This window comes from Iningainema tapete BLCC-T55 (assembly GCF_014698965.1).
GTDB classification, from domain to species: Bacteria; Cyanobacteriota; Cyanobacteriia; order Cyanobacteriales; family Nostocaceae; genus Iningainema; species Iningainema tapete.
This window is the reverse complement of record NZ_JACXAE010000102.1, coordinates 1-1,592: the sequence shown is the minus strand read 5'-3', so window position 1 is coordinate 1,592 and position 1,592 is coordinate 1. Positions and strand designations below refer to the sequence as shown.

Here is a 1,592-nt window from a genome sequence, read left to right as displayed (position 1 = left end):
TTAAAGGTGCCGCAGGCTTTGATTGGCTCTGTAATATCTAACGAATTGTAAAGATACTATCTTTGACAACTTCGTATTATTCCTTCTAACGGTACAAGACAAGCGTTTCATATTAGTGAAAATATAGTAAATTATGAACACCATTAAACGCTTAGACACACTCAACCGCATTCGTAAGCTCAGCCGCCTGATGGATACATCCATAGGTATTCCAGGTACAAAATTTCGCATTGGAATAGATCCAATTATAGGTCTAGTTCCTGGAGCGGGTGACTTAATTAGTACAGCATTTTCCGCTTACATTATCTTTCTTGCCACTCGCTTTGGCATCCCGCCTAAAGACTTAGCGAAAATGATTTTCAACGTTGGTTTGGAAACAGTCGTTGGCACAGTACCTTTAGTAGGTGATTTGTTTGATGCTTTCTATAAATCCAACATTCGCAATTTGGCAATTTTGGAGCAACATCTGATGGCAGTTGAACCAGAACTAGAAGAAGTTGATTCAATACTACATGAAACTCAAGTTAGCCAAGTTTAAATAGTGGCTGTTTACTCAGGTAATTCCCCAAATCGTTCCCGATAACGAGCAAGCTGAGATTCAAGTTCGGCAGCACGTTGACGTTCTTGTTCCGCCTGTTTTTCTGCTTCCATTAATGCTTGTGCTAACTCATCAGGAATTAACAATTTCTGTCCATTATCTAAGCGGTAAAAGCCTATTAATTTTCCTTCTACAGCTAGACGCAGTTGCAAAGCTTCACTTTGACTGTTGGTGATTAACTCATAACTATCTCCCCGCAGTCGATATCCGCGCAACTGTTCTTCAATCCACTCGCCTTTGGGATCAAATAACCAATATTCCTGTACTTCTAATCCTTCATACAGGTTTTTCTTGGCGTTTTTATCTTCTTCCTGAGTACCTTTGGATGTGATTTCAAAAATTACTTTTGGTACTTGTTTCTCTTGCCAAATTTTGTAATTATCTCTTCCCCCTGGTTCTACGTCATAAATAACCATTACATCAGGAGCAACGCGCAACTTTGGAAAACCTTCAGCGTAATACAAGAATTGATCGGCAAGAACTGTGGCTTGGCGACCTAGTAAGTATTGTCTCAGGACTTCTAGGGTAGTTAAAATCACATAAAGATGGTCGTAGGTTTCAGCCAAAGGTTCTCCATCGCTACTGGGGTAAAAGATTTCTGGTTTGGGCGGGGTAGGGACAACGGCAGTCATAGTTGGAGCCACCTCAGTACCTTAGTTGAATGTATACATTATATGGCAATAACGAGTAAGGTGGGATTAGAGCATAGCAACACGTTGTTGGCGTTCAGCTTTGACTATCTCAACTAACTTATTAGTTACTCTGGTTATGCGAAATCAAAAATATTTACATTAGGGATATTTTTTAGTTGAGAGTCAGATGTAACTAAGGTAGCATTGTATTTAACTGCTGTAGCCACAATAATCGCATCGGGTAGTTTGAGGCGATGCTGTTGACGCAACTGAATAATTAAATCAATCGTAACTTTTCACTTCCCCCTAAAAACAAGAGTCAAGAAACAGCAGGAATAGAAGGTGGAGAAAAGCCCTTACGA

The 1,592-nt window shown here is 39.9% G+C and carries 3 protein-coding genes; 1 reads left to right on the top strand and 2 read right to left on the bottom strand.

Annotated elements, in window-relative coordinates:
* The first annotated feature begins 133 nt into the window (after positions 1-133).
* A complete protein-coding gene (locus ICL16_RS34340; protein ID WP_190836068.1) occupies positions 134-538 on the top strand; it encodes a DUF4112 domain-containing protein in 405 nt (134 codons plus the stop codon).
* 11 nt (positions 539-549) lie between these two features.
* Here the strand turns inward: ICL16_RS34340 and ICL16_RS34335 are convergent, their stop codons facing one another.
* Positions 550-1,230: a Uma2 family endonuclease gene (locus ICL16_RS34335; RefSeq protein WP_190836067.1), complete on the bottom strand. Its 681-nt coding sequence runs from the start codon at positions 1,228-1,230 to the stop codon at positions 550-552.
* A 134-nt stretch (positions 1,231-1,364) separates the two neighbouring features.
* Positions 1,365-1,499, bottom strand: a complete 135-nt coding sequence (locus ICL16_RS47880) for a PIN domain-containing protein (protein WP_420485322.1) — start codon at positions 1,497-1,499, stop codon at positions 1,365-1,367.
* Between the last annotated feature and the right edge of the window lie 93 nt (positions 1,500-1,592).